The sequence below is a fragment of the Pseudomonas sp. GW821-FHT09C10 genome, from assembly GCF_059418085.1.
This window is the reverse complement of sequence record NZ_JBWKPE010000006.1, coordinates 270,832-296,993: the sequence shown is the minus strand read 5'-3', so window position 1 is coordinate 296,993 and position 26,162 is coordinate 270,832. Positions and strand designations below refer to the sequence as shown.

At 63.2% G+C, this 26,162-nt stretch carries 25 protein-coding genes; 12 read left to right on the top strand and 13 right to left on the bottom strand.

Translation table 11 applies throughout. From position 1 onward, the window contains the following. The first annotated feature begins 50 nt into the window (after positions 1-50). From AC07OT_RS14780 to tam, 3 genes are all read left to right on the top strand, one after another. Positions 51-1,445 carry an MFS transporter gene (locus tag AC07OT_RS14780; RefSeq protein ID WP_024077673.1) on the top strand — a complete coding sequence of 465 codons (1,395 nt, stop codon included), beginning with the start codon at positions 51-53 and terminating at the stop codon, positions 1,443-1,445. A 9-nt stretch (positions 1,446-1,454) separates the two neighbouring features. Further along, a complete protein-coding gene (locus tag AC07OT_RS14775) occupies positions 1,455-1,970 on the top strand; it encodes a single-stranded DNA-binding protein (RefSeq protein WP_003232445.1) in 516 nt (171 codons plus the stop codon). Between the two features lie 206 nt (positions 1,971-2,176). Further along, positions 2,177-2,938 (top strand): trans-aconitate 2-methyltransferase, encoded by a 762-nt coding sequence (gene tam, locus AC07OT_RS14770; RefSeq protein WP_408012714.1) that lies wholly within the window; start codon positions 2,177-2,179, stop codon positions 2,936-2,938. A gap of 21 nt (positions 2,939-2,959) precedes the next feature. Here tam and AC07OT_RS14765 read toward each other — a convergent pair whose 3' ends face one another. After that, positions 2,960-3,523: a cysteine hydrolase family protein gene (locus AC07OT_RS14765; protein WP_141156126.1), complete on the bottom strand. Its 564-nt coding sequence runs from the start codon at positions 3,521-3,523 to the stop codon at positions 2,960-2,962. Positions 3,524-3,619: 96 nt separating this feature from the next. On the opposite strand from AC07OT_RS14765, the gene AC07OT_RS14760 reads away from it, so the two are divergent. From AC07OT_RS14760 to AC07OT_RS14750, 3 genes are all read left to right on the top strand, one after another. Further along, on the top strand, positions 3,620-4,579 hold the full coding sequence (locus tag AC07OT_RS14760) for a GlxA family transcriptional regulator (protein WP_495108373.1): 960 nt from the start codon (positions 3,620-3,622) through the stop codon (positions 4,577-4,579). Between the two features lie 171 nt (positions 4,580-4,750). Then, complete coding sequence (locus AC07OT_RS14755; protein ID WP_495108372.1) at positions 4,751-5,860, top strand: DUF3182 family protein; 1,110 nt, start codon at positions 4,751-4,753, stop codon at positions 5,858-5,860. Next, the gene (locus tag AC07OT_RS14750) at positions 5,850-6,605 is read left to right on the top strand and encodes an alpha/beta hydrolase family protein (protein ID WP_027605173.1); all 756 of its coding nucleotides are present in this window, start codon (positions 5,850-5,852) and stop codon (positions 6,603-6,605) included. Before AC07OT_RS14755 ends, AC07OT_RS14750 begins: the two co-directional genes overlap by 11 nt. A gap of 5 nt (positions 6,606-6,610) precedes the next feature. On the opposite strand, the gene AC07OT_RS14745 is transcribed toward AC07OT_RS14750, so the two are convergent. From AC07OT_RS14745 to AC07OT_RS14735, 3 genes are read right to left on the bottom strand one after another with little or no spacing between them, the layout of a single operon-like run. Then, positions 6,611-7,567, bottom strand: a complete 957-nt coding sequence (locus tag AC07OT_RS14745; RefSeq protein WP_495108371.1) for a lysylphosphatidylglycerol synthase domain-containing protein — start codon at positions 7,565-7,567, stop codon at positions 6,611-6,613. Further along, positions 7,557-8,819: a cardiolipin synthase ClsB gene (gene clsB, locus AC07OT_RS14740; RefSeq protein ID WP_495108370.1), complete on the bottom strand. Its 1,263-nt coding sequence runs from the start codon at positions 8,817-8,819 to the stop codon at positions 7,557-7,559. Before clsB ends, AC07OT_RS14745 begins: the two co-directional genes overlap by 11 nt. Then, complete coding sequence (locus AC07OT_RS14735) at positions 8,816-9,595, bottom strand: endonuclease/exonuclease/phosphatase family protein (protein ID WP_495108369.1); 780 nt, start codon at positions 9,593-9,595, stop codon at positions 8,816-8,818. Before AC07OT_RS14735 ends, clsB begins: the two co-directional genes overlap by 4 nt. A gap of 188 nt (positions 9,596-9,783) precedes the next feature. On the opposite strand from AC07OT_RS14735, the gene AC07OT_RS14730 reads away from it, so the two are divergent. Beyond that, complete coding sequence (locus AC07OT_RS14730; RefSeq protein ID WP_495108368.1) at positions 9,784-11,889, top strand: mechanosensitive ion channel family protein; 2,106 nt, start codon at positions 9,784-9,786, stop codon at positions 11,887-11,889. Between the two features lie 11 nt (positions 11,890-11,900). Here AC07OT_RS14730 and AC07OT_RS14725 read toward each other — a convergent pair whose 3' ends face one another. Further along, entirely contained in the window at positions 11,901-16,148 is a 4,248-nt protein-coding gene (locus AC07OT_RS14725) for a DEAD/DEAH box helicase (protein ID WP_495108367.1), read from the bottom strand. Between the two features lie 166 nt (positions 16,149-16,314). On the opposite strand from AC07OT_RS14725, the gene AC07OT_RS14720 reads away from it, so the two are divergent. Then, positions 16,315-17,199 carry a sugar nucleotide-binding protein gene (locus tag AC07OT_RS14720; protein ID WP_027605180.1) on the top strand — a complete coding sequence of 295 codons (885 nt, stop codon included), beginning with the start codon at positions 16,315-16,317 and terminating at the stop codon, positions 17,197-17,199. A gap of 97 nt (positions 17,200-17,296) precedes the next feature. Here AC07OT_RS14720 and AC07OT_RS14715 read toward each other — a convergent pair whose 3' ends face one another. The 5 genes from AC07OT_RS14715 to AC07OT_RS14695 form a co-directional block, all read right to left on the bottom strand. Next, positions 17,297-17,995, bottom strand: coding sequence for an OmpW/AlkL family protein (locus AC07OT_RS14715; RefSeq protein WP_027605181.1), 699 nt, complete (start codon positions 17,993-17,995; stop codon positions 17,297-17,299). A gap of 94 nt (positions 17,996-18,089) precedes the next feature. Further along, positions 18,090-18,611 (bottom strand): DUF3299 domain-containing protein, encoded by a 522-nt coding sequence (locus AC07OT_RS14710; protein WP_027605182.1) that lies wholly within the window; start codon positions 18,609-18,611, stop codon positions 18,090-18,092. An 11-nt stretch (positions 18,612-18,622) separates the two neighbouring features. Beyond that, positions 18,623-19,888, bottom strand: coding sequence for an ABC transporter permease (locus tag AC07OT_RS14705; RefSeq protein WP_027605183.1), 1,266 nt, complete (start codon positions 19,886-19,888; stop codon positions 18,623-18,625). A 1-nt stretch (position 19,889) separates the two neighbouring features. After that, on the bottom strand, positions 19,890-20,600 hold the full coding sequence (locus AC07OT_RS14700; RefSeq protein ID WP_027605184.1) for an ABC transporter ATP-binding protein: 711 nt from the start codon (positions 20,598-20,600) through the stop codon (positions 19,890-19,892). 6 nt (positions 20,601-20,606) lie between these two features. Then, positions 20,607-21,212: a DUF2796 domain-containing protein gene (locus tag AC07OT_RS14695; RefSeq protein ID WP_495108366.1), complete on the bottom strand. Its 606-nt coding sequence runs from the start codon at positions 21,210-21,212 to the stop codon at positions 20,607-20,609. A gap of 131 nt (positions 21,213-21,343) precedes the next feature. Between AC07OT_RS14695 and AC07OT_RS14690 the strand changes: the two genes are divergently transcribed. Continuing rightward, complete coding sequence (locus tag AC07OT_RS14690) at positions 21,344-21,691, top strand: hypothetical protein (RefSeq protein ID WP_065946590.1); 348 nt, start codon at positions 21,344-21,346, stop codon at positions 21,689-21,691. Here the strand turns inward: AC07OT_RS14690 and trxA are convergent. The 3 genes from trxA to AC07OT_RS14675 are packed head-to-tail and all read right to left on the bottom strand — an operon-like array spanning position 21,688 to position 23,707. Continuing rightward, on the bottom strand, positions 21,688-22,560 hold the full coding sequence (gene trxA / locus AC07OT_RS14685; protein ID WP_115487486.1) for a thioredoxin: 873 nt from the start codon (positions 22,558-22,560) through the stop codon (positions 21,688-21,690). The two genes, AC07OT_RS14690 and trxA, sit on opposite strands and share 4 nt — an antisense overlap. A 32-nt stretch (positions 22,561-22,592) precedes the next feature. Continuing rightward, entirely contained in the window at positions 22,593-23,255 is a 663-nt protein-coding gene (locus AC07OT_RS14680; RefSeq protein ID WP_421147334.1) for a class I SAM-dependent methyltransferase, read from the bottom strand. Next, on the bottom strand, positions 23,252-23,707 hold the full coding sequence (locus AC07OT_RS14675; RefSeq protein WP_027605189.1) for a YbaY family lipoprotein: 456 nt from the start codon (positions 23,705-23,707) through the stop codon (positions 23,252-23,254). The genes AC07OT_RS14680 and AC07OT_RS14675 overlap by 4 nt, the downstream gene beginning before the upstream one ends. 140 nt (positions 23,708-23,847) lie before the next feature. Between AC07OT_RS14675 and nrdR the strand changes: the two genes are divergently transcribed. The 3 genes from nrdR to AC07OT_RS14660 are packed head-to-tail and all read left to right on the top strand — an operon-like array spanning position 23,848 to position 26,161. After that, positions 23,848-24,318, top strand: coding sequence for a transcriptional regulator NrdR (gene nrdR / locus AC07OT_RS14670; protein ID WP_027605190.1), 471 nt, complete (start codon positions 23,848-23,850; stop codon positions 24,316-24,318). Next, entirely contained in the window at positions 24,315-25,451 is a 1,137-nt protein-coding gene (gene ribD, locus AC07OT_RS14665) for a bifunctional diaminohydroxyphosphoribosylaminopyrimidine deaminase/5-amino-6-(5-phosphoribosylamino)uracil reductase RibD (protein ID WP_065942243.1), read from the top strand. Before nrdR ends, ribD begins: the two co-directional genes overlap by 4 nt. 47 nt (positions 25,452-25,498) lie before the next feature. Next, positions 25,499-26,161: a riboflavin synthase gene (locus AC07OT_RS14660; protein WP_027605192.1), complete on the top strand. Its 663-nt coding sequence runs from the start codon at positions 25,499-25,501 to the stop codon at positions 26,159-26,161. The last annotated feature ends 1 nt before the right edge of the window (position 26,162 follow it).

The window sequence follows — 26,162 nt, the reverse complement described above, 5'->3', positions numbered from 1 at the left end:
TCAATCGATGGGACTGGTAGAATCGCCGCCGGTTCACACGAGGTTTTTCCATGCACGATCCCCACAGCGAACGCATGAGTAGCGGCGAGACCCGAGCAGCAAGCGGTCTGGCCCTGGTGTTCGCGTTCCGTATGCTTGGCATGTTCATGGTGTTGCCGGTACTGGCTACCTATGGAATGGATCTGGCAGGCGCGACCCCCGCACTGATCGGCCTGGCGATTGGCGCCTATGGCCTGACCCAGGCGATTTTTCAGATCCCGTTCGGAATCATTTCCGACCGCATTGGCCGGCGTCCGGTGATTTACCTCGGGTTGATTGTCTTCGCCCTCGGCAGCGTGCTCGCGGCACAATCCGATTCGATCTGGGGTGTGATCGCCGGACGCATCCTGCAAGGTGCCGGGGCGATTTCCGCTGCCGTCATGGCGCTGCTGTCCGACCTGACCCGTGAGCAACACCGCACCAAGGCCATGGCCATGATCGGCATGACCATCGGTCTGTCGTTCGCCGTGGCCATGGTCGTGGGCCCGTTGCTGACGCGCGCCTTTGGCTTGCACGGCCTGTTCCTTGCCACCGGCGGCATGGCGTTGTTCGGGATCGTGATCGTGGCCTTCATGGTGCCGCGCTCCACTGGCACGTTGCAGCACCGTGAGTCGGGCGTCGCACGCAAGGCCCTGTTGCCGACGCTCAAGCACCCCGATCTGTTGCGCCTGGATTTAGGTATCTTCGTATTACACGCAATGCTGATGTGCAGCTTCGTCGCCTTGCCCCTGGCCCTGGTGCAAAAAGCCGGGCTGCCCAAGGAGCAGCATTGGTGGGTCTACCTCACCGCACTGCTGATTTCGTTCTTCGCCATGATCCCGTTCATCATCTATGGCGAGAAGAAACGCAAAATGAAACGAGTTTTGCTCGGCGCCGTCGCGACATTGATGCTCACTGAACTATTCTTCTGGCAGTTCGGCGACAGCCTACGGGCGCTGGTTATCGGTACGGTGGTGTTCTTCACCGCTTTCAACCTGCTGGAGGCTTCATTGCCTTCGCTGATCAGTAAAGTTTCACCGGCCGGTGGCAAGGGCACGGCGATGGGGGTGTATTCCACCAGCCAGTTCCTGGGTTCAGCGTTGGGCGGCATCATGGGCGGCTGGATGTTCCAGCATGGCGGTTTGTCGGTTGTGTTCCTTGGATGCGCCGGGCTGGCTGCACTTTGGTTGGCCTTTGCTGTTACCATGCGCGAACCTCCCTACGTCACAAGTCTGCGTTTGCCACTATCGCCTGAGGCGATCCGTGAAAGCGGTCTGGTAGAGCGCCTGAAGGCTGTCGTAGGGGTAACGGATGCTGTCGTGGTCGCGGAAGAGGCGGCCATTTACATCAAATTGGACACCGAATTATTGGATCGCGCGACGCTCGAGCAACTGGTCAACCCAGTGCCGACAGCGCGCCCAGCATAGGAGAACGTTATGGCCCGTGGGGTTAACAAAGTCATATTGGTCGGTACATGCGGCCAGGATCCCGAAGTTCGCTACTTGCCTAACGGTAACGCCGTGACCAACCTGAGTCTGGCGACCAGCGAACAGTGGACCGACAAGCAGACCGGCCAGAAGGTCGAGAAAACCGAATGGCACCGTGTGTCGATGTTCGGCAAGGTCGCAGAGATCGCCGGTGAATACCTGCGCAAAGGTTCGCAGGTCTACATCGAAGGCAAGCTGCAAACCCGCGAGTGGGAAAAAGACGGCATCAAGCGTTACACCACTGAAATCGTGGTCGACATGCAAGGCACCATGCAACTGCTGGGCGGTCGTCCACAGGGCGACCAACAGGGTCAGGGTGGCATGTCCAACTCGGCACCGCGTCCACAGCAGTCGCGTCCGCAGCCAAGCCAGCAGCCACAGCGTGAGTCGCGTCCAGCGCCGCAACAGGCCGCTCCGCAACCGGCTCCGGATTTCGACAGCTTTGATGACGATATTCCGTTCTAGGATACGACTGAGCCTCAATCTGTAAAGTATTTCCCAAAAAGCCCCGTGAGCCCTGCTCTCGGGGCTTTTTTGTAATTTCGTGATGCATGAAGCTGCACCCGTAACGGATTAAATCATGGGATGGACGATCGCCGGCCCCGACATTTGTCCTCAGGGGCCACTCGATTTAGGCTGTAACCCACTTCCATAGAACAAGGAGAGCCGCGATGACCTGGTCTGCCAAGCAATACACGATGTTTGAACAACAACGCACTCGTCCGGTCCGTGACCTGGTCGCGGCCATTCCGAATACCGCGGTGCACACAGCGGTGGACCTGGGTTGCGGCCCCGGCAACTCCACCCAAGTATTGGCCGAACGTTTCCCGCAGGCGCAGGTGACGGGCCTGGACAGTTCCGAGGATATGCTGGTCGACGCCCGCAAACGCCTGCCCGCGCTGAACTTTGAGCTGGCGGACATCGGTGCCTGGAGTCCGTCGCAGACATTCGACGTGATCCTCGCCAACGCCTCGCTGCAATGGCTGCCAAACCACGCCACGCTCTATCCGCATCTGGTCGACCAGTTGACGCCTGGCGGCACGCTCGCCGTACAAACCCCGGACAACCTCAATGAACCCGCACACCGGCTGGCGCGCGAAGTGGCGGCAGATGGCCCATGGGCGGCAAAGATCGGCGCGTTCCAACACAATGAGCGCCACTCGGTGAGCTACTACTACGAGTTGCTGAGCCAACACTGCAGTACCGTGGATGTGTGGCACACCACGTACCAGCACCCGCTGTCGGATCATGCCGCTGTGGTGGAGTGGTTCAAGGGCTCGGGCTTGCGACCCTTTCTCGCGCCACTGAGCGATAGCGAAAAAGCCGCTTTCCTACAGGAATACCAGGCGCGGATTACACAGGCTTATCCAGCGCTAGGCGATGGCACCGTATTACTGCCTTTCCCGCGTCTGTTTATCATCGCGACCCGCTGACGGCACAGAAGCAAGCAGCGCTTACGCCGCTGCTGCTTGCGCCTTCAAATACTCATCCGCCGACACCACACCTGCGTAGCCAAACGCCAGCGACGCCATATACGCTCCATGCACCTGCGCCGCCGGAATCACCTGCCCGTTGAATTCCAGGTCGCGGGTGGCGCACGCGTCATGAATCACCGTGACCTTGTAGCCCAGGTCCGCTGCGGCCCGCACCACCGCATCGATGCACATATGGCTCATGCTGCCGACCACCACCAGCTCGGTGATGCTGCGCTGTTCCAGAAGGGCGCGTAGAGGGGTTTCGCGGAACGCATTCACGAAATGTTTAAGCACCACCGGCTCGCTGCCCTCGTTCAGCACCTTGGGGTGCAAATAGGCACCCTCAGAGTTCGGCGTGAAAAACGGTGCATCCTCGGAGGTGAACTCATGGCGCACATGAATCACTGCATCCCCGTTCTGGCGAAACGCCTGGAGCACCTGCGCAGCCTTGTCCGCGGCGGCTTCCACGCCATCGAGCGGCCACTTGCCTTGAGGGAAGTAGTCGTTCTGGATATCGATTAGGATGAGCGCTTGCTTGGCCATGGGTATTGCCTCGTGATGGGTTGATGGGGCCAGTATGTTAGCTGGCGCCGCAGCGGGGGATTGGCTGCACCGACAATAACAGGGGGAAAACTGACAATGGCGGTTGTTGAGCTGGGCGTGTTGATCTACCACGGTGCGCAGTTGGCAGCGGTGCATGGGCTGACCGATCTGTTTGGTGTCGCCAACCGGATCGCCGCCGAGCATCAATCCGCACAGCTGCCGTTGCTGCGGGTGAGCCACTGGCAGGTGGATGGCGATGGTATACCTACGCGGGTATTCGACAGCCACCCAGGGCCTGAGCAACCGATGATGGCGGTGCTGGTGCCGCCTTCAATCGGCGAGTTCACCGAAGACCAGGCGCCGCCCGCACTGCTCGAGTGGATTCGCCAGCAACACGCTGCGGGCACCGTGCTCGGTGGCGTGTGCATCGGTTCGATCCTGCTGGCGCGCAGCGGTCTGTTGGACGGGCGCAGCGCCACCACGCATTGGTCCTCAGCCAAATCCTTCGCGACCCGTTATCCGGCCGTACGCCTTGAGGCGGATAAACCGATCGTCGATGACGGCGACCTGATCACCACCGCCGGGCTGATGGCCTGGTCCGAGCTGGGCCTGCGCCTGGTCGACCGCCTGATGGGCCCCAGCGTCGCTGCCGATACCGCGCGTTTCCTGGTGATCGAGCACAGCGACAGTGCCAGCCAGTGCGGCAGCAACTTTGCACCGATCCTCAGCCATGGCGATGCGGCCATCCTCAAGGTCCAGCATTGGTTGCAAGCCAGTGGCGCGGTGGATGTGTCCGTGGCCGCCATGGCGCAAGAGGCGGGGTTGGAAGAGCGCACGTTCCTACGGCGTTTTCGCAGTGCCACGGGATTGAAACCCACCGAATACTGCCAGCATTTGCGTGTCGGCAAAGCGCGGCAAATGCTGGAGTTCACCACCGCCACCATCGACCACATCGCCTGGACCGTGGGGTATCAGGACCCTGGTGCGTTTCGCGCCACCTTCAAGAAGATCACCGGTTTGGCCCCCAGTGATTACCGCAGCCGTTTTGGCGTGTGAATCGTGCAGAACGCCCCACGGTCAAGGGGGTGTCGTGCAGAATAATACAGGCCAACTGCTATCGCTTTTTGCGCAAGTGATTGATTTCAAACCCCTCACTTTTGGACCTGCCTTGGCCTGATCCCTGCAACCTTCCACCCACACACATGGCGGGATGGCCAAGGGGGATGCATGACCCCGACTCAACGCAAGAAATGGGTAGTCGCTCACTCCACGCGAGAAGGCGCTCCCCGGCATGAAGTCGAAACCAACCGAGCCCTTGCGCGCTGGCTGGCGCAAATCCTTGGGCTCAAGTACGGCGGTGATTACGATCCACGTAAACACGCCGGCCGTGAACGTTACCTGCTTCCCACGCAAACACTGATTGGCCCTGCGCAGGCGCGGGCCCTTGATATCAAGGGTTCCGAAGACCTGTGGGGCGGTTATGTGGAGCATGATTTCATCGGCACCAAAGCCATCAGTCACGGCCTGCTGGGCCCGGACGCCGCGGCCCCCGAAGGCTGGTCGCCGTTGTTCTGCGAGCGCGTGCGCGACGTTGTGCTGGACGGCCTGAGCGTATTTGCGCTCAACGATGCACGGGAAGCCGCCAAGCGCCTGCTCTACAGCGGGCCGATCCGCCTTAAGCCGGTGCATGCCTGCGCCGGGCGCGGCCAGGAAGTTATCCACAGCCTGGATGAGTTCGAGGCCGTGCTGGCGCGCCCCGAAGCGGCCCGGATGTTCAGCGAAGGCGTGGTGCTGGAACAAGACCTGCACGATGTGGTCACCCATAGTGTGGGCCAGAGTTTTATCGGCGATCACGTCATCAGCTACTGCGGCGAGCAATACCTGACCCAGGACGGACAGGGCGAGGAGGTCTACGGTGGCTCCAACCTGCTGGTGGTGCCTGGCGGTTATGACGATTTGCTCAAGCTCGAGCTGCCCGGCGACGTGCGCCAAGCCATCGAGCAAGCCCAGGTCTTCGACGCGGCCGCCGATGAGGCTTACCCGGGTTTCTACGCGTCCCGGCGCAACTACGATATCGCCCAGGGCCTCGACAGCGACGGCCAGCGGCGCAGTGGTGTGCTTGAACAATCCTGGCGCATGGGTGGCGCCAGCAGCGCGGAAGTCGCGGCGCTGCAGAGCTTTATCAACCACCCGGGCCTCAAGGCCATTCATGTGTCTTCGGTAGAGACCTACGTGGACCAGGCGCTGCCCGCGGATGCTATCGAGGTGTACCGAGGCCCGGCGGAAAACAGCGACTTTCTTCTCAAGTATGTGACGGTTAAATCTTATGACGGCTAGAAGCGAAAGCATTGCGATCGACATCGACGACGAACAGATGAGCGGCACGTTCCTCAGCCCCAAATCGAAGGTGCCAGGGGTGTTATTCGTGCACGGCTGGGGCGGTAGCCAGGAGCGCGACCTGGAGCGCGCCAAAGGTATCGCCGGCTTGGGATGCGTGTGCCTGACGTTCGATCTGCGTGGCCACGCGGGCACAGGTATCCCGTTGTCCCGCGTCACCCGTGAAGACAACCTGCGCGATCTGCTGGCGGCCTACGACCGACTGCTCTCGCACCCGGCCATCGACACCTCGGCGGTGGCGGTGGTGGGCACCAGCTACGGCGGCTACCTGGCGGCGATTCTCACCTCATTGCGCCCGGTGCGCTGGCTGGCGCTGCGCGTGCCGGCGCTGTACCGCGACCAGGAATGGCTCAAGCCCAAGCGTGACCTCGATAAGGCCGACCTGATGGATTACCGCAGCACCCTGGTGCACGCCGAAACCAACCGCGCGCTGCAGGCCTGCGCGCAATTTACCGGTGATGTGCTGATTGTCGAATCGGAAACCGACGACCATGTGCCCCACGCCACCATCATGAGCTACCGCGCAGCGTGCCAGCACACGCACTCCCTGACGCACCGCATCATCGATGGTGCCGACCACTCCCTGAGCGATCCAGTGTCACAGCAAGCCTACACCTCGATCCTGGTGGACTGGATCACCGAGATGGTGGTGGGCGAGCGGTTGAGCATCATCCAGTCCCAGTAACGCGATCATGCCGGTGTTTTCTTCACCCGTAGTGCCTTGGCTTTGGCCTCGACACCGAGGTACATCACCAGAGCGATCAGCAGCGGCAGGATAAAGTAGATGGCGCGATAGGCGATCAGCCCGGCCAGCAAACTGCCGCGCGACGCTTCATGTTGCAGCAGTGCGATAAACACCGCTTCCAGTACCCCGAGCCCGGCGGGGATATGGGTGATGACACCGGCGATCGCGCTGATCAGCAGCACGCCCAGCATCAGCGGGTAGTCCAGCTTGGCGGGCAACAAGGTGAAAATCACCGCCGCCATCAGCGACCAGTTCAACGCGCCCAATGCCAACTGCAGGCAGGCCATGCGCAGCGACGGCAGGTTGATCTCGATGCCGCGAATCGACCATGCACGTTTTGTCGAGAATTGGCACGCCGCCAGATAGCCCAGGCTCGCCAGCACCAACAGCACACCCACGCCCTGCAGGGCGCCGCTGCTGAGCTTCCAGCCCGGCGGCATGGTCACCAGGCCACTGCTGAACACCACCCCGGCCAATGCCATATAACCGAACCAATTGGTCGCCAGGCTCAGCCCGAGAATCTTGGCGATATTGCCGGTGCTCACCCCCAGCCGCGAATACAGCCGATAGCGCATGGCGATTCCGCCGACCCAGGCACTCAGGTTCAGATTGAACGCATAGCTGATGATCCCGACCGGCAGGATCTGCTTCCAGCGCAGCGGTTGGCGAATGTAGGTGCGTCCGATCAAGTCGAAGCAGGCGTAGACGATAAAGCTGCACAACGTCAGCGTGCCCGCGATCAGCAGGGTGCGCAGCTTGAAATCGCCCAGGGTCTGGAACACTTCGCTCCAGTCGATACGCCTTGCGAGCAGGGTGAACAGCACGATCAGCAGCACGAAGAACGCCAAGGTCAGCGGTTTCTTCCAGCGCTTGAAGCGGGAACCGTTGGCTTCAGATGTCATGGGTTCGAGCCTCGAAGGGTTTCAACCGTGGCTTGTGTGCCGGCAACCAGCCGGTCAGCGCGGGGAAGTGGCGCATCACATGGAACACCAGGAAACCGACGGTCAATCGCCATAGCCACAGGCGCGGCTTGCGGTTTTCCGGCATGGTCTGGCAATGCTCCTTGGCGAGTACGTCCAGGCGTTCGTACAGTTGCTGATTGAACGCCCGGTCACGAATCAGCACGTTGGCCTCCAGGTTCAGCGACAGGCTCAACGGGTCGAGGTTGCTCGAACCCACGGTGCTCCACTCGTCATCCACCAGCGCGACCTTGCCGTGCAACGGGCGCTGGCAATATTCATGAATCACCACGCCATCCTTGAGCAGGTAGTCGTAGAGCATGCGCGCGGCCAGCTTGGCCAGCAGCACATCGGGCTGGCCCTGCATGATCAATTGCACCTTCACGCCACGGCGCGCCGCATTGCGGATCTCGCGCAGCAAGCGGTAACCGGGGAAGAAGTAGGCATTGGCAATCACCGCGCGTTCCCGGGCTTTGCTCAAGGCATGGATGTAGGCCTCTTCAATGTCGTCGCGGTGCTGCAGGTTGTCGCGGTAAATCAAGCGCACCAGGCCCTCGCCTGTATCGGTAGGCCAAGGCGATGGCCGTTGCTGGCGCCGTCGCCAACCGCGCCGCGTGCGCACCTGGCGGCCGCTTTGGGCGAGGGCGAAATGATGCAGGTCGGCCACCGCCGGGCCTATCACCTGCACCGCGTAATCCTGCTTGGCCTCGGGGCCGAAATCCCCCAGGTGATCGGCAGAAAAATTGATCCCGCCGATAAACGCCACGGCGGCATCCACCACCACGATCTTGCGGTGCAGGCGGCGAAACCAGTTGGTGCGAATACCCAGGGTCTTGGACGCCGGATCAAACATCTGCACGGCCACCCCGGCCTGGGCCAATTCGCCGAGAAAAGCGCGGCTCAGTTCGCCGCAGCCGAAGCCATCCAGGCTGACCACCACCTTGACCCCACGCTGCGCCGCGTCGATCAAGATGCGTTGCAGCTCATGGCCGACCTTGTCTTCAAAGAGGATAAAGGTCTCCAGCAGGATCTCCCGCTGCGCCCCGCGCAAGGCCTCGAACACTTTGGGAAAGTACGCCTCGCCGTTCTCCAGCAACTCGAGCCGGTTGTCCGGCTGCCAGCCGTAATCGACGTCGCGGGCCTTGGCTTCATCCGGCGGCTGGTCGGTAGCAATGTGCTCAACGGCAATGTTCATAGTTCAATCTCCACCGACAGGGGCACGTGGTCTGACAGATGGGACCAGGGGCGGGTGGTCAGCACCTTGGGGTTATGAATCTTTAGATTGCGCACATAGATGCGGTCCAGTGCCAGCAGCGGCAGGCGCGCCGGAAAGGTGCGTGCGAGTTTGCCGTGGGCCTGCATGAAGACTTCCTGCAGGCCGCTCTGGCTGAGGTCGGCGCGTTGGCGCCAGTCATTGAAATCGCCGGCCACCACCAACGGCGCATCGGCCGGGATCTCGCTGATACGCTGCTCCAACAAGCGCAATTGCTGCTGGCGATGCACCTCGCGCAAGCCCAGGTGGATGCAGATTGCATGCACCTCCTGCCCGGTGCCCGGCAGGCGCAGCACACAATGCAGCAGGCCGCGGTTTTCATGGCCGCTTTGGGATATGTCGAGGTTGTCGTAACTCACGATCTGGAATTTCGACAGCAACGCATTGCCATGATCGCCATGGGGGTAGACCGCGTTGCGCCCGTAGGCGAACTGCGGCCAGATGCTGTCGGCGAGGAACTCGTACTGCGGCATGTTCGGCCAGTCGCTGTAGCGCTGGGGATGGCGCTCGTGGGTGCCGTGAATTTCCTGCAGGAACACCATATCAGCGCCCACACTGCGCACCGCTTCGCGCAGTTCGGGCAGTATGAAACGTCGGTTCAAGGCGGTGAAGCCCTTGTGGATATTGACCGTCAGCACCGTGAAGCGAGTGATGGCGACGCTAGGGGTGATGGGCACCCAGTCGGGGATCGCAGCCATGATTGCTCCTGTGAAAGAGTGAGGGGCCTGACCCTCGTTTATGGCTGACTGCGATTTTTGGCCGAAAGTTTCCGCCGTCCTACAGGCGGCATAAACCCATTTGGATCGGTGTCCGGCAATAGGCAGGGGAACGATCAGTGCTCAAATCCGTCAGTTCCTTACAGACCCTTCTGAAGGAGCCCGGTGTTTTGCTGAATCTAAAGACTGCATTACTGCTCGGCGCGCTGCTGTTCTGCGGCAGCGGCGCACTGTACGCCGCGGCCACCGCGCCGGAGCCCGAGGCGCCGGCCAAACCGGAGTTGCTGGTGGAGGGTGGATTGCTCGGTGCCATCAGTTCCAGCATCGATGATGTGCAGAACAAGCTCGACCTCAATCAGAACCTTGTTGATGCCTGGCGTTTACGCGCGGATCGGGCGGCGGATGAAGTCGGCCGGTTGGTTGACCAGACGTCGGAGCGTTCGCCGTGGAGCGTGGCCGGCGACTTCCTGCTGCTGTCCAGTGTGTGGATTGGCGCCTTCGCGCTGTTGACGTTGCTGGGGCGCTTTATCGTGCGGCGCTTGAACCGGCGCCCGTTCGTCGAGCGCCGCGGGCGCCTGCAAGGCGTACTGGGTTATGTGGTGCCCTACACGATCCCGGCGTTGATCTGCCTGCCGCTGACGCTCTATGTCAGTCACTTCCTGCCCACGTCCATAGGTCGCGCCCTGGCGCTGTGCTTTGCCTATGCGACCAGCAGCGGCATCTTCTCCACGTCGATGCTGCTGTGCGTGATTGTGATGTTCAACGTCGGCCATAAGCGGCCGGCGGTGCAGATCATTCGCGACTACTGCCCCAAGCCGCTGTTCCTGATCGGCTTCCTCGCCGCCCTCAGCGACGCCCTGACCAGTCCGCAGATCGCCCGCCAGCTCGGCGGCAATATCACCAGCAGTATCGCGGTGTTTACCGGCCTGTTCGCGGCGGTGATCTTTGGCGTGCTGGTGGTGCGCCTGCGCCGCCCGGTGGCCCACCTGATCCGTAACCGCCCGCTGGCCCAGCGCCTGAAACACCCGGCGTTGCAGCAATCGCTGCGGATATTTTCCGGCCTTTGGTACTGGCCGATCCTGTTGATGGTGCTGGTCTCGGCGATCAACCTGATCGGCGCCGGCGACGACAACCAGAAAGCCCTGCGCTGCGCGCTGTTCACCACGGTTCTGTTGATCGGCACGGTCTTCCTGAGCACGGTGCTGCAACACCTGTTCAAGTCCCGCAGCCAGGTGGCGATCCAACGCAGCAGTGCCTACAAGGAGCGTTTTCTCAGCCTCTTGCACGCGATCCTGCGTATCGTCATGGCCATCGCCTTTATCGAAATCCTCGGGCGGATCTGGGGCGTATCGCTGTTCGAATTTGCCCAGCGCAACTCGGTGGGCCGTGCGATCAGCGACTCCCTCAGCAGCATCGGCCTGATCCTGTTGATGACCTGGTTGTTCTGGGTCGTACTCGACACGGCAATCCAGGAAGCGCTAAAACCGCCGGTGAACAAACGCTCCAACCGCCAGCCCAGCACAAGGGTGAAGACCATCCTGCCGCTGCTGCGCAATGCGATCAAAATCATCCTGGTGGTGATCTGCGCAATCACCACCATGGCCAACCTGGGCATCAACGTCGCGCCGTTGCTGGCGGGGGCCGGTGTGGTCGGCCTGGCGATTGGTTTCGGTTCCCAGCAATTGGTGCAGGACGTGATCACCGGCCTGTTCATCATCATCGAAGACACCTTGTCCATTGGCGACTGGGTGGTGCTCGATTCCGGCCATGCCGGCACCGTCGAAGGCCTGACCATCCGCACCCTGCGCCTGCGCGATGGCAAGGGGTTCGTGCATTCGGTACCGTTCGGGCAGATCAAGGCGGTCACCAACCAGTCGCGGCAATTTGCCTATGCGTTCTTCTCGGTGCAGTTCACCTACGACACCGATGTGGACAAGGCCGTGGAGCTGATCCGCGAGGCCGGGCAGTCGATCCGCGACGATGTGTTCCTCAAGTACAACCTGCAAGGGCCGCTGGAGGTGTTTGGCGTCGACAAGATGGACCTCAATGGCGTGGTGCTCACGGCGCAGTTTCGCACCGTGTCGGGTGGGCAATATGCGGTGAGCCGTGCGTTCAACCAGCGTTTGAAAAAGCTTGTGGATAACTGCGATGAGGTGCACTTCGCGCAGACTTATCCACAGCAGGTTTTGCTGCCAAAGCGTACATCCCAGGTGGATGAGCCGGATGAAGAGGTGCCGGCGTCGGTGGTGTTGACGGAGCAGCCCAGGCCTCAATGAGGCCCTCAAATTCAATGCCTGATCAACTTCTCCTGCACCGCCTGCTGATCCACCTCCAGCAACACCTGCTGCTTGCCGGCGATCATCACCGCCGCCGGCAACCCATCCCGATACACAACCCGATTCCCACTCACCGCCGGCACCTTGCTGCCCGGTAACAACGTGCCCACCAGGTTCAGCGGGTCAGCCCCGCACACGGCGATCAAACTCCCGTCATGGGGCCTGCGCCGCACTTCGCGCAGCAACGGGATCGCCTCCGGCAACGCAAACTGCTCACCCGCCAGCCCGCTGACAAACCGCCCGCCGCGAATCTCACCCCGGGCTTCCAGCCGATGGAATGTGCGTAGCAGTTCGCGCCAACTCGGCAACCAATCCGCCTCGCGCTCCAGCAAGCGCCAGAACACCACGCCATAACGGCGCAGCAAGGTCATCGCCACATGTTCCAGGGTTTCGGCCGAGTGCGGGCCGGCGGCGGTCGAGGGGCGGCGAATCAGCGCCCAGCGCCCGGCATCGTCCATGCCGCCGATAAATGCCCCCCGCCCGCGCCGACTGCTGCGCGCCTGGCGCTTGCTGGCCGGGGTGGTCAGTGCGCGCAACCCGGCAAAACTGTCGGCATTCACCAGGCCGGCGCCGACCAGTTCCTGCAACGCGGTTTCCAGTTCGCTGCGCAACAGATGGGCTTCGTGCACCAGCTCATCGAAAAACAGCGCGCCGTGTTCGCGCAAGGCCAGGTGGACTTTCTGCGCCTTGGGCGACAGCGTCGTGCTATCGGTGGGTTCGGTGAGCCCGCTCCACAAGGCCACCTGGCTGCGCGGCAACAGCACCACCGGCGTACTGCGCAGGGCAATGGCGCCGGACTTGTTGCTCAAGCGCGTCCACACCAGCCTGCCGCTGCGGCACAGCTCGTCGAGCCAGGTCAATGAGTAATCCTTGAGCCGTGCACTGAGCAGGTCACTGTCCCAGGCCGACGTGGCGGCGGCGTAGCCTTCGAACTGGCCGACAATCTGCGGCAGCATCGCGCTGCCCTGGCCACGTGTGCTCTCGGACAGATGCTGCCAATCGAACAGGAAGCGCATGAAATCCTGCAGCGCCACCGGCTCGATTTCCCGGCGCAGGCGCTTGACCGTGTAGCGATGAATGCGGGCGAGCAGATGCCGTTCGCACCATTGTTCCTCGAGTGCGCCGGGGCTGAAGCAACCGCGCAGCACGTAGCCTTCCTGCTCCAGGCGGGCCAGCGCCTGGGTAACGTCGGCCAGCGGCAGGGCCAGTGGCGCGGCGATCTCGATAATGTTCTGCGGGCCGAAGCCACCCAGGCGCGCACGCAGCAGTTCCACCAGCGCGTCGTCAAAGGTCCAGGGCTCATCGAAGCCGGGGAGCAACGGCAAATTGTTGGGGTAGATCGCCTGCAAACACCCCAGGCGCTCCACCGCGACCCACAGGCCATTGGACAATTGAAAGGCGCGGCCAGCCTTGGCCAAGGCGTTCAGCCACTCGGCCCATTGCGCCGTGACTTCGTGACTGGCGATGCACGCCAGGCTCATCAGTGCCTCATGCATTTCATCCACGCCATGGGGCGCCGGCCAGGCCTCTTCGCGCACGCCGGCGATGGCGTCCGCATCCAATGCGCCGAGGTCGTCGGTGCTCTGCGGGTCGCTCCAACGGCGGTTGAGCACGGCCTGGGTGCGGCGTTCTTCCAGCGGTGCATCGTCGAGAAAGGTGTAGGGGCGCGCGCTGAGGATTTCGGCGGCCATGGGCGAGGGCGCCGGCAGGTCGCGGCTGATCAAGCGCACGTCGCCGCGCTCCATGCGCCGCAGCAAGGCAAGCCAGGCGTCGCTGTCCATGGCTTCGTGCAGGCAGTCGTCGAGGGTTTGTTCCACCAGCGGGTGCTCGGGTACTTCGCGTTCACCGGCGAGGTTTTCCAGGCAGGCGATCTGGTCGGGGAACACACTGGCAATCAGGTCTTCGCTCTTCATACGCTGCAGCTGCGGCGCCACTTTGCGTCCGCCGGTAAAGCGCGGCAGCGCCAGGGCCACGCCGGCGTTCCAGCGCCAGCGCACGCCGAACAGCGGCGCATCCAGCACCGCCTGGATCAGCAGGTGTTCAGCACTGTTGCTGTTGAGGTAACGCCACACCTCATCCAGCTCGAAACTGTGGCTGGTGGACAGCGACAGCACGATCGCATTTTCGCTGGCTGCCGCTTGCAGCTCAAAGTTGAAGGTGCGGCAAAAGCGCTTGCGCAAGGCCAGGCCCCAGGCCCGATTGACGCGGCTGCCGAACGGCGTGTGGATGATCAACTGAGTGCCGCCGGATTCGTCGAAAAACCGCTCCATGATCAACGTGTCCCGGGACGGCAACGCGCCGAGGGCCAGGCGCGTGCGGGCCAGGTAGTCGAGGATCTGTTCGGCGCTGGCGCGGTTCAGGCCAAGGGTGCCGGTGAGCCACTCTTGCGCCGGTTGCAGGTCGCCGGGGCTGGCGCTGAGCAGGGTGTCGAGTTGCCCCTGCAAACGCGCGACAGCGGCGGACAACTCATTGCTGCGCCCCGGCGCTTCGCCGAGCCAGAACGGAATGGTCGGCGGCTGGCCGTGGGCGTCTTCGACCCGCACTTTGCCGGCCTCGACTCGCAAGATCCTGTAGGACGTATTACCGAGCTGGAAGATATCCCCGGCGATGCTTTCCACCGCGAAGTCTTCGTTGACGCTGCCGATGTTCAGGCTCTGGGGTTCGAGCAACACGCTGTAGTCGGCATTGTCGGGGATGGTGCCGCCGCTGGTCACGGCGGTCAGCCTGGCGCCACGGCGGCCGCGCAGGGTGCGGGTCAGGGCGTCGCGGTGCAGGTACGCGCTGCGGATACCCTGGCGCCCGTTGTAGCCGTCGGCGAGCATCTGCAACAGCGCCTGGTAGTGGCGTTCATCCAGGGCCGCGTAGGGCGCGGCGCGGTGGATCAGGTCTAGCAGGGCCTGTTCCGGCCACTCCTGGGCACTGACCTCGGCGATGATCTGCTGGGCCAGCACGTCCAGGGGCGCCACCGGGATCTGCAAGGTGTCCAGTTCGCCCCGCCGCACACAATCGAGCAGTGCGGCGCATTCGATCAGGTCGTCGCGGGTGGTGGCGAACAGGCGCCCCTTGGGCGTGCCGCCGACCTGATGCCCGGAGCGGCCCACCCGTTGCAGAAAACCGTTGATGGAACCCGGCGAACCGATCTGGCACACCAGGTCGACATCGCCGATATCAATCCCCAGCTCCAGGGACGCGGTGGCGATCAGCACTTGCAGCTCGCCAGCCTTGAGCCGTTGCTCGGCATCCAGGCGCATCTCCTTGGCCAGGCTGCCGTGGTGGGCGGCCACGGCGCTCTTGCCCAGGCGCTCGCTCAAGTGCCGGGCCAGGCGTTCGGCCAGGCGCCGGGTGTTGACGAAGATCAGCGTGGTGCGGTGCTCACGGGCCAGTGCAGCGAGGCGGTCGTAGACCAGCTCCCAGACATCGTTGGCCATCACCGCCGACAGCGGCACCGGCGGCACTTCGATATCCAGGTCACGGCGGCGGGCATGGCCGATGTCGACGATGTCGCACGTTCGCTCAGTGCCCACTAGAAAGCGCGACACCGCTTCGATGGGTTTTTGCGTGGCCGACAGACCGATGCGGGTCAGTGGCTCGGCACACAAGCCTTGCAGGCGCTCCAGGCTCAAGGCCAGGTGGCTGCCGCGTTTGCTGGCGGCGATGGCGTGGATTTCATCGACGATCACCGTGCGCGCGCTGGCCAGCATCTGCCGGCCGGAGTCCGAGCCCAGCAGCACGTAGAGCGATTCCGGCGTGGTCACGAGGATATGCGGCGGGCGCTTGCGCATTTGTGCGCGGTCTTTCTGCGGGGTGTCGCCGGTGCGCACGGCGGTGCGAATCACCAGCGGCGGCAGGCCCAGGCGCTGTAAATGCTCGGTGATCCCGGCCAGCGGGGTTTGCAGGTTGATCTGGATGTCATTGGACAGCGCCTTGAGCGGCGACACATACACCACCAGCGTCTCGTCCGGCAGTTGCCCGCCGTTGGCCAGGCCCTGGTGCACCAGGTCATCGAGCACCGCGAGGAACGCCGTCAACGTCTTGCCGGAGCCGGTGGGCGCCGCGATCAGCGTCGAGCGGCGCTGGCGGATCAGCGGCCACGCCTGGGCCTGGGCGCTGGTCACCGAAGGGAAGGTGTGGCGGAACCAGGTGCTGACGGCGGGGTGGAAGCCGTTCAAGACCGTGTCGGTTGATTCAGGAAGGTTCATGCCTAAGTTATGCAGCCCACTCCAACAAGTTGCAACCCCGCACTTTATCCGTGACGGTTGCGCTACAAACCCGCAAAATGCAACGATTCTGGAATAAACCTACGGCACGCCTCACGGGCTTGCCGACCATAACCATCGTTCCAAACAGACCGGGCCTGCTCAATCTATGCGAATGCGCCTTATGTTACTGGGCGGCGGGAATGCCCTCGGGCAGGCGCTGATTCGCCTCGGTGCAGAGGAAGACATTGGTTTCCTCGCACCCAAACCGCCCCAAGACGGCTGGGATGCCGCAAGCCTCACCCAATTGCTCGACGACACCCGTCCCGATGCGTTGATCAACCTCGCCTACTATTTCGACTGGTTCCAGGCCGAAGCTGTCAGCGAAACCCGCCTGGCCGCCCAGGAGTTCGCCATCGAGCGCCTGGCCGAACTGTGCCAGCACCACAACATTACCCTGCTGCAACCGTCCAGCTACCGCGTGTTCGATGGCTCCCGCGCCACCGCCTACAGCGAAAAGGACGAGCCGGTGCCCCTGGGCCTGCGCGGCCAGGCGTTGTGGCGGATCGAGCAAAGCGTGCGCGCGACGTGCCCGCAACATGTGCTGTTGCGTTTTGGCTGGCTGCTGGATGACAGCGTCGACGGCACCCTCGGGCGCTTCCTGGCCCGGGCCGAGAAACCGGATGAGTTGCTGATGGCCGACGACCGCCGCGGTAACCCGACGCCGGTGGACGATGCCGCGCGGGTGATCATTTCGGTGCTCAAGCAACTCGATTGCGCGGCGCCGCTGTGGGGCACTTACCACTACGCCGGGCATGAGGCTACCACGCCGCTGGCGCTGGGCCAGGCGATCCTCACCGAAGCGCGCAGCTACCATGCGCTGGCCATTGAAGCGCCTACCGCCCAGGCCCACGCGGCACGGCCGGATGCGGCAGACGAACCGCAGCATGCGGTGTTGGCCTGCAAGAAAATCCTCCACACCTTCGGCATCAAGCCGCGGGCGTGGCGAGCGGGGTTACCGGCGTTGCTGGACCGGTTCTACCGCCATAGCTGACACGACACAAAGCAAAATGTGGGAGGGGGGGCTGTGGTGATGGGGACTTGTCCCTCACCACAGCAACCCCCCTCCCACATTGGTTATGCAGTGTTGCTTAGAACTTGTAGCCGATACCCACCATGTAAACCATCGGGTCCACGTCCACATTGACCTTGGCCCGGGTGCCAGGCGCCACGGCGTTGTTTTCCACGGTGGCCTTGGTGCTGATGTCGATGTAGCGCGCCTGGGCGTTGATCATCCACTTGTCGTTGATCATGTAGTCCGCGCCGATCTGCGCAGCCCAGCCCCAGGAGTTCTCGGCCTTGAAGTTGCTGAAGCCGGCTTCGGAGGCGCGGCTGCCGACGTGTTCGTCGTAGATCCAGGTGTAGTTGATACCGGCGCCTACGTACGGTTGGAACGGGGATTTATTGTCCAGCGGGTAGTACACGACGCTCAGGGTCGGTGGCAGGTGTTTCAGCGTACCGAGCTTGCCGTTGGCGGCGCCGAGGGCGGTGCCCTTGATCTTCACGTCATGCTCGAACGGCGTAGCCGCCAGCAGTTCGATACCGACATGGCTGGTGAGCATGTAGGCGAAGTTCAAGCCCAGCTGGGTGTCGCTGCTCATGGTCGCCTTGCCGCCCAGGTTGGCGCCGGCCAGTGGGCCCTGGTCAACTTTGACGGTGCTGCTGTCTGCCTTCGGGTTCACGGTGATTGCACCGGCACGAATCAGAATGTCGCCCGCTTCGTGAGCGTGGACGGCAGGGGCGGCGAGTGCGAGGGCGAAGAGGGACGCGCCGAGCAGAGACTTGTTCATGGGAGCTCCAGAGGACGTTTAGAAGTTGTACGTCCAATGGTAAAGATCGTTCCGTCCGGTCTTTTGACTCAGCTCAATGAAAGGGCGATCAGCGTTATTCCGGTAGTTCGTAGATATAAATTTTCTCGGCATCCATCTGGTAGCCGGCGTCGGCCAGTTCACTGGTGGACGGTTTGACCTGCATCGCACCCTCGATCCAGTACGGCTGGTAGAGCTCATCGAGCTTCACGCCGAGTTCGCTTTTCACGTGCACGATCTGGTTCGATGGCGGCGGCGGCACATGGATGCACGCGCCGAAGTACGGCACCAGCAGGAACTCGGTGGTGCGGCCTTCTTCGCTGACTTCCAGCGGTACGATATACCCGGGCAGGCGGATGTGCTGGCCATCGAGGCTCTGCACCACCGGCGCATTGGGCAGATCCTGCTTGGCCGCTGGCGCCGCTTCGACGGACAAGGCATCGGCCATGTTCGACAGGTCGTGCAGCGGTTTCATGTTGGGGATTTCCGGCGGCGCGTCCGGCGGGATCATCTCCTGCCAGGACAAATCCCTGGGCTGGTCCTCCGCCCAGGCCGGCACCGTTACCAGCAGCAATAATGCAAACAGAGCGCGACGCATCGAAGCCTTCCTCATAAACGTATGGACAGGCCATCGGCCAGGGATTGTCGGTAGGCGCGCCAGGCGGGCACGCTGCCCATCAATAGCGCTGCCGCCAGGATACCGGCGAGCAGGGTCCATTCATATTCGCTGGGCCACGACATCGGCAGGTCGAGACCGTAATTGGCCTGCAAATACCCGCGCGATGCGGCGATGCACACATACAGCAAGCCCACGCCTGCGATCACGCCGGACAGGGCAAGGGCGAAGGCTTCGAAAATCAGCAAGGTTGCGATATGCCACGGCCGCGCGCCCACCGAGCGCAGGATCGCCATTTCGCGGCGGCGTTCGTTGAGGCTGGTGAGGATCGCCGTGAGCATGCCGATCAAACCGGTCAGCACCACGAACAGCGAGATCACGAACAGGGCTTTTTCGGCGGTGCCCATCATGCTCCACAGCTCTTGCAGCGCCACGCCGGGCAGGATCGCCAGCATCGGTTCGCCACGGAATTCGTTGATCTCCCGCTGCAGGGCGAAGGTGGAAATCTTGTTGTTCAGGCCGAGCATAAAGGCCGTGATGGCTTGCGGTGTGAGGTCCATGTTGCGCGCCTGGTCGGCACTGATGCGGCCTTTGCCCTGGGCCGGTACGCCGTTGTGCCAGTCGATATGGATCGCCTCCATGCCGCCGAGGCTGATATGCAGCGTGCGGTCCACCGGCGTGCCGGTGCGCTTGAGAATACCGACCACGGTGAACGGTTTGTCATCGTGTTTTACCAGGCTGACCACCGCCACACCGTGGGCCAGCACCAACTTGTCGCCGAGCTTGTAGTGCAGGGCATCGGCGACTTCGGCGCCGAGTACTACTTCGAACGGGTCGGTGGCGAAGGCACGGCCGCTGGCCAGCTCCAGGTTTTGCTTGCGCCCGTACTGGTAGTGCTCGAAGTACGACTCGTTGGTACCCATGACGCGGTAGCCGCGGTGGGAGTCGCCGAGGGAAATCGGGATCGCCCATTTCACCTGGGGGCTGGCGGCGAAGTGCTCGTAGCTGTCCCACCGAATGTTGTTGGTGGCGTTGCCGATGCGGAACACCGAGTACAGCAGCAGGTTGACCGAACCGGAGCGCGCGCCGACGATCAGGTCGGTGCCGCTGATGGTGCTGGCGAAACTGTTGCGCGCCTCAACGCGCACGCGCTCCACCGCCAGCAGCAGGCACACCGACAAGGCGATGGCGAAGGCGGTGAGGATCGCGGTAAAGCGGCGGTTAGCCAGGCTGGCCATGGCTAGACGAAACAGATACATCTCAAACCTCTGCGGGCGTGGCGGCGCGATTGAGTTCGGCCAGCGACAGGTTGCGGTCGAACAACGGCGCCAGGCTCTGGTCATGGCTGACAAACAACAGGCTGGCGCCGGCTTCGCGGCATTCGGCGAACAGCAGTCGAATGAAGGCTTCGCGGGCGTCGTAGTCCAGGGCCGAGGTGGGCTCGTCGGCGATCACCAACTCCGGTTGGCCGATCAACGCACGGGCGGCGGCCACCCGTTGCTGTTGGCCGATGGACAGCGAGTCGGCGCGGCGCTCCAGCAGGTCTTTGTCCTTCAAACCCAGGTGCGCCAGCAAGGTCGCGGCGGCCTGGTCGACGCTGCCGTGGCGTTGGATCGCCCGTTGCGCGCGCAGCTTGGAAAAGTGACAGGGCAGCTCGACGTTCTCGCGCACCGACAGGAACGGCAGCAGGTTGAACTGCTGGAAGATATAGCCGGTGTGGTCAACACGAAAGCGGTCCCGGGCGCCGGCCGAGAGTTCGGTCAGCTCCTGGCCGAGCAGGCGGATGCTGCCCTGGCTGGGCTTCTGCACACCGCCGAGCAGGCCGAGCAAGGTGGTTTTGCCACTGCCGCTCGGCCCCTTGAGAAACAGGGTTTCCCCCGCTTCCAGGCGGAACGCGGGGATGTCCAGTAACTGTGGGTGACCGGGCCAGTTGAAGCCCAGGTCAGACAGTTCGATCAATGGGTGGGTCATGGGCACTCAGAACTTCAGGGTGGCTGCTGTGGCCGTCGCTTCAACACCTTGCTGGCCGCTCGGGCCGATCAGTTGTACCTGAATTTTCTGGGTGGCGGGGAAGGTCTTGAACACCTGGGTCAGGTCCAGGTTGCCCAGGGCGGTCGGCGTAGCACAGGTGAATTGGTAGTGGGCGTGGATTTCACTGTGATCGTGATGATGCTCGTGGGCGCCGTCTTTGGCGTCGTGGTCATCATCGTCGTCGTGGTCGGCTTCCGGTTTGTCGCCGAACAGCGGGCTGTTGAGTTCCTGGGAGCTGATCACGCAACCGGCGGCCTTGGGCAGGTTGAACAGCGCCAGCGGGTTCTCCAGCTGTTTGCGTGCGGCGGCGACCTTGGCTTTGTCGGCTGCGCTGCTGGCGAGGTGTTCGAAGCCCACCAGGTTCATCGCCGGGCTGTCCAGTTCAAGCTCCAGGGCCTGGCCGTCGAGTACCGCGTTAAGGCGGCCGACGCCATGTTCGTGGGCGCCGAGGCTGCCGTGTTCGTGTTCGTGATCGTGGTCATGCTCGTCGGCAGCTTGAGCGATGGCGAGTGGCAACAGGGCAAACGGCAAAGCAAGCAACAGACGGCGCATGGGAAAGCTCCAGAGATGAAAGTTTTGTTATGTGATCTTATAACAATAGTGCCGAGAGTTTGCCCGCCCGCTTGGCGTTGCGCAAGCCGCATGGGAGCATGCTCGTCAGAAAAAATGCAGGAGTAAGGACGATGTTGCGAATTCGTGGAACCATCGGCGATCTGCCGGTGGACTTGACCCTGGAGCTGGACGACGGCGATTGGGCACGACTCGGCGCGCAGTTGCAGGCGACGCCAGTGGCAAGCGCGACCGCCGCGCCGGCAGCGCCGGTCAAGCCGAACGATGATCTGTGGCAGAACGCCCAGGACCTGTTGCGCAACGCCGGGCAACTCAGCGGCCTGGAACTGCTTGATCGCCTGGAAGGTTTGGCGGGGGATGCCGCGGCGGGCAAGCGCCTGTTGGTGCGCCTGCGCCACAGCGCCAAGGTCAAGGTGGCCAGCGGCGGCGATACGCCGCTGTACAGTTGGATCGGCGATTAGTACAGCGCAGCAAACAACTTGCGGCGGTACACGGTCACCAGCGGGTGATCATTGCCCAACAGCTCGAACACCTGCAGCAAGGTCTTGTGCGGCAGGCCTTCGCTGTAGCTGCGGTTGCGGATAAACAGCTTGAGCAAGCCTTCCAGCGCCGCGTCGTACTGCTGGCGCGCCAGTTGCTGGATGGCCAGTTGATAGGCGGCTTCGTCGTCCTGCGGGTTTTGCGCCAGGCGGCTTTTCAGCTCGGCGGCGTCCGGCAGGTCGGCGGCCTGACGCAGGAAGGTGATTTGCGCCTTGGCGCCGGCGAGGGCGGCTTTGTGGTCATCGCTCTTCACCGCATCGAGCACGGTTTGGGCTTCACCCAACTCACCGCGTTCGGCCAGGCAACGCGCGTACAGAATCAACGCGGCGGCATTGGTGTTGTCTTCACCCAGCAGCGCCACCAGCACGGCCTCGGCGTCGCTGATGCGGCCATCGGCAAACAGCGCCTGGGCCTGCTCCAGTGGGTCAGCCGCCGCCGGTGGTGGCATCTTCACGTGAGGCTCCAGCATCGCCCGCACCGCCGACTCCGGCTGCGCCCCGGCAAACCCATCCACCGGCTGGCCATCCTTGAACAGCACCACCGTCGGCAGGCTTTGAATGCCAAAGCGCGCGACGATGTCCTGCTCCGCTTCGCAATCGACCTTGGCCAGCAGCAGCTCACCCTGATAACTCTGGGCAATCTGCGCCAGCATGGGCATCAACGCCTTGCACGGCGCGCACCACTCGGCCCAGAAATCCACGAGCACGGGTTTTTCGAAGGAGTTCTGGATCACGGCCTGGTCGAAATTGGCGCTGGTGACGTCGAAGATGTACGGCGTGGGTTCACTCATGGGGCGTCTCGATTAAAGCGGGAATGGGGCAACTATAAGGGCTGGCGCCGCGAATGGTACAGGCTCACCTTGCGAAACTCCCAAGGCTCGGCCAGGTCCGGCAACGTCAGTGCATCGAGTATCTCCAGCCGCCGATAAGCGGGGTGCTGGAAGTCCCGCACGCGCGAGTCCGCCACCAGCGCTTCGCGGCCTCGGCTGAGGAAGTGGTCGAGCAACGGCAGGTTGGCGCGGTCGTAGAGCACGTCGGCGACCAGGATCAGGTCGAAGCGGTCGGCTTCGGCGAAAAAGTCCGCCGAGTAACTCAGTTCCACACCGTTGAGTTCCGCATTCGCCCGGCAGGACGCTAACGCCAGCGGGTCCAGGTCGCAGGCCACCACTTCCAGCGCGCCGGCTTTGACCGCGGCAATCCCGGCCACACCGGAGCCCGCGCCGAAATCCAGCACGCGCTTGCCTTTTACCCATTGCGGGTTCGCCGCCAGATACCGCGCCAGCGCCAAGCCACTGGCCCAGCAAAAACTCCAGTAGGGCGGTTCATGCAGGATGCGCCGGGTTTCCTCGGGGCTGAAGGCGCGGTCCATGTTGTCCGCATCCAGCAGCCACAATGAAAGCGCGGTGCCCGGCAGCGGGCAGGGCACCAGCTGGGCGTCGCCGATCAGCGCGCTCAGGGCGCGCTGCAAGTCCAGCGGCGGCGTCATGGTGCCTTGACGAGTTCCAGAGGGCCGGTGGTCTGGGTGATCGCCTGGGTGATGCGTACGGCAGGCAGGTGCAGGATCAACTGGCCGGATTGGCTGGCACGGCCACGCAATTCGACCCGCGCACCGGCCGGGAACGCCTCGGGGTTGTAGCGCAGGCGGAAGGCCAGGGGCTTGCCGTTGCCGGTCAAGACGCTGCTCGCCAACAGTTGTTGCGGGCGCGAACGGTCATCGATCACCAGCAGCGCCATCTCGACTTCGGCGCCGGCCGGCACGTTGGTGAGGCTGCCGCTGATTTCGCGTTGATAGGCGGGCAGGGGACCGAGGTCTTCAATGCCGGGGACTTTTTTCTCTTGTGCGGGCGTCGGTTGAGGGGCGGCCGGCTTGGGGGCTTCGCTGCTGCAGGCGACCAGGACACTGAACACGGTGAGCAAAACAAGTGGTCGTAACTGCATGTACGGCTCCAGAAAAGGACAAAATCCGTGGCTTGAAATATAAGAAACATATAGGCCTGCCTATATACCGTAAAGGCTATGGCTTGTCTTGCCACAGGGATGCGCTACCATGGCCCTCCCTTTTTTTGTTGCCTGCCACCATGCACTGTCCCTTCTGCGGTGCCAACGACACCAAGGTCATTGACTCGCGTCTGGTCGCCGAGGGCGATCAAGTGCGTCGCCGGCGCGAATGCCTGGCCTCTGGCTGCGGTGAACGTTTCACCACCTTCGAAACCGCCGAACTGGTATTGCCGCGCCTGATCAAGTCCGACGGCAGCCGCCAGCCTTTCGACGAAGAAAAACTGCGCGCCGGTATGCAGCGCGCCCTGGAAAAACGCCCGGTGAGTGTCGAGCGGCTGGAGGCGGCGCTGGCACATATCAAGCACAAGCTGCGCGCCACCGGCGAACGCGAGGTCAAGAGCCTGGTGGTGGGAGAGCTGGTGATGGGCGAGCTGCAAAAGCTCGACGAAGTCGCCTATATCCGTTTCGCCTCGGTGTATCGACGCTTCCAGGACCTCAACGAGTTCCGCGAAGAGATCGACCGCCTGGCCCGTGAGCCGGTCAAAGAATGAACCCACTTTCTGCTGAACAGGCTGTGCTGGACGCTCATTACATGGCCCGCGCCCTCGAACTGGCGCGCAACGGCCTGTACACCACCCACCCCAACCCGCGTGTGGGCTGCGTGATTGTCCGCGCTGGGCAGATTGTCGGCGAAGGCTGGCATGTGCGCACCGGCGAGCCCCATGCGGAAGTGCATGCCTTGCGGGCTGCCGGTGACAAGGCGCGCGGCGCCACGGCGTACGTAACCCTCGAGCCCTGCAGCCACTACGGCCATACCCCGCCGTGCGCCGATGCGCTGGTGAGTGCCGGGCTGGCGCGGGTGGTCGCAGCGATGCAGGACCCCAACCCGGAAGTCGCCGGGCGCGGCATGCAGCGCCTGGCCCAGGCCGGAATCGAGGTGCGCAGCGGCGTGCTGGAAGGTGAAGCCAGGGCCCTGAATAAGGGCTTTCTCAAGCGTATGGAGCATGGCCTGCCGTTTGTGCGGGTCAAGCTGGCGATGAGTTTGGATGGCCGCACTGCCATGGCCAGCGGCGAAAGCCAATGGATCACCGGCCCCGCCGCCCGCGCCGCCGTGCAGCGCCTGCGCGCCGAGGCCAGCGTGGTGCTGACCGGTGCCGACACCGTATTGGCCGACGGCGCACGCCTGACCGTCCGCGCCGCCGAACTCGGCCTGGACGACGCCACCACGGCCCTGGCTATGTCACGTCCGCCGCTGCGCGTGCTGATCGACGGCCGTTTGCGCGTGCCGCTCAACGCACCGTTCTTCAAGGCCGGCCCGGCGTTGGTCATCACCTGCGTCACCGCGGAAAACCAGTTCCCCCGTGGCCCCGAGTGCCTGGTGGTGCCGGGCGTAGACGGCCAGGTCGACCTGCGCTCGGCGCTGGTGGCGCTGGCCGCCCGTGGCGTCAACGACGTCTTGGTGGAAGCCGGCCCAAGCCTGGCGGGCGCGTTTGCCCAGCAGGGCCTGGTGGACGAATACGTGATTTTCGTCGCCGGCAAGTTCCTCGGCTCCGCTGCCCGGCCTTTGCTGGACTGGCCACTTGAGAAGCTGGCCGACGCTCCCCAACTCAAGATCACTGAAATGCGCGCTGTAGGCGACGACTGGCGAGTCACTGCCATCCCTGTGCCAGCAGCGAGCGTATAATTCTGACCGGGCGCTCAAGTGCCCGCACCGTTTTCCAGGAGAAGGCCATGTTCACCGGCATTATCGAATCCATCGGCAGCATCCGCGCCATGACCCCCAAGGGCGGCGACGTGCGCCTGCTGGTTGAAACCGGCAAGCTCGACCTCGGCGACGTCAAGCTGGGCGACAGCATCGCCGTCAGCGGCGTGTGCCTGACCGTCGTCGAACTGCCGGGCAACGGCTTTGCCGCCGACGTCAGCCGGGAAACCCTGGACTGCACCGCGATGAACGACCTCAAGGCCGGCAGCCCGGTCAACCTGGAAAAAGCCCTGACCCCGACCACTCGCCTGGGCGGCCACCTGGTCAGTGGCCACGTCGACGGCGTCGGCGAAGTGGTGGCCCGCAGCGAAAATGCGCGCGCCGTGGAATTCCGCATCCGCGCGCCCAAGGAGCTGGCCAAGTACATTGCCCACAAAGGCTCGATCACCGTCGACGGCACCAGCCTGACCGTGAACGCCGTGAATGGCGCCGAATTTGAATTGACCATCATTCCCCACACCCTGAGCGAGACCATCATGGCGTCGTACCAGCCTGGTCGCCGGGTGAACCTGGAAGTCGACTTGCTTGCCCGTTACCTGGAGCGCCTGCTGTTGGGCGATAAGGCCGCAGAGCCTGCAGCCGGGAACATCACTGAAAGTTTTCTGGCCGCTAACGGCTACCTGAAATCCTGAC